Source organism: Autumnicola edwardsiae, from assembly GCF_031846505.1.
Lineage (GTDB): Bacteria > Bacteroidota > Bacteroidia > Flavobacteriales > Flavobacteriaceae > Autumnicola > Autumnicola edwardsiae.
In genome coordinates this window covers 1-5,847 of record NZ_JAVRHP010000132.1, presented here as the reverse complement: position 1 = coordinate 5,847, position 5,847 = coordinate 1, and the positions used below count along the sequence as shown (strand labels likewise).

The window sequence follows — 5,847 nt, the reverse complement described above, 5'->3', positions numbered from 1 at the left end:
TCAGTTGAATGGTTATGTGGTTATTAACGGTATCTACCTGGAAATCATGAATCCTTTCAGGGAAGGTATACTCCTTCGCCATGACGGACTCCTCGGTGACCATATTCTTTCCTACTTCCTTGGAATTCCATAGAATCTCAATATCCTTTTGAGGAAGCCCCTGAAGGGAAATCAGGAACATAAGGATTAACACTAAACTGGTCTTTTTCATTGTTTTTAAAATTAAATGGCCCGGCCTGTCATTCAGAAAAAGTGTAGGTAACCCAAACCTAATAATCTTGAGACTCTTACATGCAATAGTTTTCTTTTGATTCCGGAGCTACAAAAACCGACAGGAGTAGCTATAAAATCATCAGTAAAACGGATTGTTACTTAGCAGCTCAACCGGCTTTTTGTAGGGCAGAAAGACGTGTGCAGCGATGAATCTAAAGTATATTATTTCTCGATATATTGAGAAAAAAAATGCTGAAAAGCAGAAGCCCTAAAGTGTTAATTTTTAGCACTTAATACTACTCTTTTGTATTGTGTAAAATAATTATTTCCGTACCATTTATATAGGTCTACCTTTTCGCGAACCGATCGAAAAACTTCAAAACATTCGCTATATTTAGCCCTTTTAAAAACCACACACAATGCTTAACAAATTATTGCCTGCGCTACTGCTATTGCTATCTTCTTCAGTAGTATTCGCACAGGAAAAAGAACAAAAAGACCAATGGGATGTTTCCAATCCTTATCCTGCCGACTGGGATATTAAGGAAGTGCCGCTGCAAACCAGCGAAGGCACCTGGATGAACCTGGACGTTAGCCCCGACGGGAAAACAATAGTTTTTGACCTGCTGGGCGATATTTACAGCATGCCAATTACCGGCGGGAAAGCCACAGCTTTAAGAACCGGAATGGCCTACGAGGTGCAGCCGCGGTTTAGTCCTGATGGCTCTAAAATTTCCTTTACCAGCGATGCGAGTGGCGGCGACAATATTTGGGTGATGCAAAAGAACGGAAGCGATGCAAAACAAATTACCGAAGAAGATTTCCGGTTGCTAAATAATGCCGTCTGGACTGCAGACGGGAATTCCATTATCGCCCGTAAACACTTTACCTCGGGACGTTCCCTGGGCGCCGGCGAAATGTGGCAGTATCATTTGGCAGGCAAAGGCGGAATTCAGCTTACCGAGCGCAAAAACGATCAGCAGGATGTAAACGAGCCGAGCATTTCGCCAGATGGCCGCTACCTTTATTACAGCGAAGATATGTATCCCGGCGGCAATTTTCAGTATAACAAAGATCCCAACAAGCAGATCTACGTGATCAAAAGATACGATTTTGAAACCGGCGAAAACACAACAATTACAGGCGGTCCCGGTGGTGCTGCGCGGCCACAGGTTTCGCCCGACGGTTCCAAACTGGCTTTTGTAAAACGAGTCCGCACCAAATCTGTGCTTTATATTCACGATTTCGAAACGGGTGAAGAATGGCCGGTTTACGATAAGCTAAGTAAAGATCAGCAGGAAGCCTGGGCGATTTTTGGCGTTTATCCCGGTTTTAGCTGGATGCCGAACAATGAGGAGCTGGTTTTCTGGAGTGAAGGCGGCATCAAAAAGGCAAATATCGACACTTACGAGGTGCAGGAGATTCCGTTTGAGGTGAATACCACTATCCAGATTGCCGATGCTTTACATACAGATCACGAGGTTTTTTCTGAAACTTTTAATCCCAAAGTGATTCGGCATGCGGTAACTTCTCCCGACGGTAAGACGCTTGTTTTTAACGCCGTAGGTTACCTGTGGAAGAAAAAACTGCCTAATGGAAAACCTCAGCGTCTCACCGACAGTGAAGATTTTGAATTTGAACCCGATTTTTCTGCGGACGGAAAGCAAATTGTCTATGTAACTTGGGACGATGAACGAATGGGAAGCATCAAGAAGATTTCGGTTTCCGGCGGAAAGGCAACTACGCTTACGTCTAAAAAAGGCATTTATCGTAATCCGGTATTTTCAAATGATGGTAAAATGATCGCGTTTGCGAGAGAAGGCGGGAACAGCGACCAGGGACAGGCTTTTAGCAAAGAACCGGGAATTTACCTGATGAGCGCTTCCGGAGAAAACATCAGAAGAATTAGTAAAGAGGGTGATTTTCCGGTTTTTAATGTGGACGACAGCAGGGTTTTCTTCCAAACCGGCGGCTACTTTTTTGGCGACCTCGAGAAAAACCTGAGAAGCGTAAACCTTAACGGCGAAGACGAGCGTACGCACGTGAAATCCAAATACGCCAACCGACTTCTACCCAGCCCCGATAATAAATGGATCGCTTTTTCCAATCTGCACAAGGTTTATATCGCTCCTTTGGTGATGACCGGCCAGCCGCTGGAACTGGACGATAAAACCAAGTCGGTTCCCGTAACGCAAATCACCAAAGACGCGGGTATTAATTTACATTGGTCCAATAATAGCCAAAATATACACTGGACTTTGGGCGACGAATATTTTACCAATAAAGTGTCGGAACGCTTTACTTTTCTGAAAAATTCGCCAGATTCTATTGCTCCAATTATCGAAAATGGCCAAAAAATAGGCCTGGAAGTAAAAACAGACGTTCCGGAAGGACAAATTGCCTTTACCAACGCCCGGATTATCACTATGGAAGGCGATAAAGTGATCGAAAACGGCACCATTGTGATAAAAGGCAATAAAATTGTTGCCATTGGACCTTCAAAAGAAATTAATGTACCGAAAATTGCCAAAATTTACGATGCATCTGGAAAGACGATTATGCCGGGAATGGTAGATGCGCATGCTCATATTGGTGCTTTTAGATATGGCCTTACGCCGAAGCAACACTGGCCAAGTTATGCCAATCTTGCTTTTGGGGTGACCACCGCCCACGATCCTTCTGCTTTAAGTGAGACGGTTTTTGGAATTTCCGAATTGATTAAAAGCGGCGATATGGTGGGACCGCGATTATATTCCACCGGAATTATCCTTTACGGCGCCGAAGGGGATTTTAAGGCGGTGATCAACAGCCTGGACGACGCGAGATCGGCTTTGCGACGGACAAAAGCTTTCGGGGCGACTTCAGTGAAAAGTTACAATCAGCCGCGACGGGAACAACGGCAGCAAATTTTACTTGCCGCAAAAGAACTGAATATGAATGTGGTTCCGGAAGGCGGCAGTACTTTTCTTCACAATATGAACATGATCGTGGACGGCCATACCGGGATTGAACACAACATCCCGATTGCGCCGGTTTACAAGGATGTAAAAACGCTGTGGGGCGAAAGCAAAACCGGCTACACTCCTACCCTAATCGTGAATTACGGCGGAATAAACGGGGAATATTACTGGTATGAAAAGACGAACGTTTGGGAAAATGAAAAACTGCTGAATTTCACTCCGCGCCAGATCATCGATTCCAGGTCCCGTCACCGCACGATGGTCCCGCAGGAAGAATATGAGAACGGACCAATATTAGTTTCGGAAACTGCTAAAGAACTTTCTGATGAAGGCGTAAAAGTGAATATGGGTGCTCACGGCCAATTGCAGGGATTAGGCGCACATTGGGAACTTTGGCTCATCCAGATGGGCGGAATGAGCAATTTGGAAGCTTTAAAAACTGCTACCATTAATTCTGCCGAATATATTGGGATGGATAAGGAAATTGGCTCTCTAAAAGAAGGAAAACTAGCCGATTTACTGGTACTGGAGGAGAATCCGTTAGAAGATATCCAGAACTCCAACACGATTATTTATACGATGATAAACGGCAGACTTTACGACGCCGAAACGATGAACGAGATCGGCAATAATCCAAAAGAACGGGGAAACTTTTATTGGGAGAATAATCGCTACAGTCCGGCATTTGACTGGCATGAGCAGGGGCATGGATGTATGGCGCATTAGTTTCGCTGCGCTCAAGTTTGGAGTTCGGGGTTCGGAGTTCGCTGCGCTCATAGTTTGAAGTTCGGATTGTGGGATAATTAGCCATTAAAAATAATTTTAGATGTAAAAGCCTAAAAAGCTTATTTTCACCCTATGGAACTTTATATCACGGTGGCCATTATTTTTATAGGGATTATTCTATTTGTAAAGGATTACTTTACGATAGACACTACTTCCATTCTTATAATGGCACTGTTTATAGTTTCAGGAGTGCTGAGTCCGGAAGAGGGTTTTTCGGGCTTTAATCATCCCGCAACCATTACCCTCGCCTGTATGTTTGTGATTAGCGCAGCGGTTTTTAAATCAGGGATTATTGACGGACTAAGTAGCAAGATCATCAGAATTGCCAAAATTAACTACCTGCTGGCCCTGGTCACACTTTGCACAACAGCAGCAGTTTTTTCCGCATTTATAAATGATTCTGCAGTAGTCGCTATCATGATTCCGATGGCTTTGCTGGTTTGCCGCGAAACAGGAATTAGTCCGTCCAGATTACTGATCCCGATTTCCTTTTCGGCACTTTTCGGAGGGACTTGTACACTAATTGGCACTTCCACCAACATTCTGGTAAGCGGAATTTCGCAGGAAAGCGGACTTGAACCTTTTAATATGTTTGAATTTTCCCTTCCTGCATTGTGCCTGCTGGCGATTGGGCTTACCTATGTTTTTATTGTCGCTCCAATTTTGCTTCCGCAGAGAGAAAACGCAGAAGAATCCGGTTTAAAAAGACAAGCCGAAAAGTATATGTCTGAAGTCGAACTTGCTGAAGGCAACCCCGATGTGGATCACCCTATAGGAAAATCGGCACTGGTGCGAGACCATAAAGCACAGGTTTTAACGATAAAACGCAAGCACCATCACGTTTACGAGATTAATGCCGACACGATGTTGCGGCAGGGGGATTTGATAAAACTGCTCACAGACCCGGAAAGCCTTGCAAAACTTAAAACCAACCGCCATTATGCGGTAATTGGCGATAAAAAAGATATTTCTGAAATAAAACCTACTGAAGAAACCAAAGAAGAGAAGAAAATTTACGAAGTAATGATCCCATACGGGTCTGGCCTTGCAGGAAAATCGCTTAGGCAAATTAACTTTCGGAATACTTATTATGCTTCGGTGCTGGCGATACGGCATAGAAAAGAGACAATTACCCAGGACGTTGCGCACGTAGAATTGAAGGAAGGCGATATGATGCTTTTATTTGCTTCCGAAAAAAATATCAATACGCTAACCGCCCGCAAATTAGTGGTAACTCTCTCAGAATATCAAAACCGGAATATCGATTACCGGAAGGCTATCCCGGCACTGCTTATCATTACCGGGGTAGTGGCGGCCGCAGCTTTTAACCTTACCTCCATTTTAATAAGTGCGATGGTGGGAAGCCTGCTTTTGGTGATCCTGGCGGTCTTAAAACCTTCAGAAGCTTACGCAGCCATAGAATGGAAAGTAATTTTTATGATGGCCGGTGTGCTTTCTATGGGTAGTGCGCTCGAAAAAACCGGCGGCTCGGCAATTATTTCAGATTTTGTCTTCGAAAATATGGGCGATTTGGATCCCAGGATCACCCTTAGTCTGATTTTTCTTGTTACCTTTCTCTCAACAAACGTACTGTCCAGCAAAGCCGCGGCCGCTTTAATGTCACCAATTGTAATAAGCCTTGCCTCGGCCATGGCGGTAAGTGAAAAGCCGTTTTTAATTGGGGTGATGTTTGCCTGTTCATTAACTTTTATGACTCCTGTGAGTTATCCTGTAAACACCATGGTTTATGCCCCGGGAAATTACAAGTTCAATGATTTTCTAAAATTTGGCACACCTCTTAATTTTATAATCTGGATCGCTGCGTCTTTTATAATACCCATCTTTTTTCCCTTTTAATATGAGAAAAGTAAAATTGCACAACCCGTTT

At 43.9% G+C, this 5,847-nt stretch carries 3 protein-coding genes; 2 read left to right on the top strand and 1 reads right to left on the bottom strand.

Annotated elements, in window-relative coordinates; translation table 11 throughout:
* Positions 1–211: hypothetical protein (locus tag RM529_RS15555; protein WP_311485673.1), on the bottom strand; the 211-nt coding region annotated here is incomplete at its 3' end.
* Between the two features lie 421 nt (positions 212–632).
* Here RM529_RS15555 and RM529_RS15550 point away from each other — a divergent pair.
* Together RM529_RS15550 and RM529_RS15545 are read left to right on the top strand one after the other, a co-directional pair.
* Complete coding sequence (locus RM529_RS15550) at positions 633–3,899, top strand: amidohydrolase family protein (protein ID WP_311485672.1); 3,267 nt, start codon at positions 633–635, stop codon at positions 3,897–3,899.
* A 132-nt stretch (positions 3,900–4,031) separates the two neighbouring features.
* Positions 4,032–5,816 (top strand): SLC13 family permease, encoded by a 1,785-nt coding sequence (locus RM529_RS15545; protein WP_311485671.1) that lies wholly within the window; start codon positions 4,032–4,034, stop codon positions 5,814–5,816.
* The last annotated feature ends 31 nt before the right edge of the window (positions 5,817–5,847 follow it).

What these genes read in the sequence shown, in the direction of transcription:
- RM529_RS15550 (WP_311485672.1), top strand. Translation starts at nt 633, where the DNA reads ATGCTTAACAAATTATTGCCTGCGCTACTGCTATTGCTATCTTCTTCA.
- RM529_RS15545 (WP_311485671.1), top strand. Translation starts at nt 4,032, where the DNA reads ATGGAACTTTATATCACGGTGGCCATTATTTTTATAGGGATTATTCTA.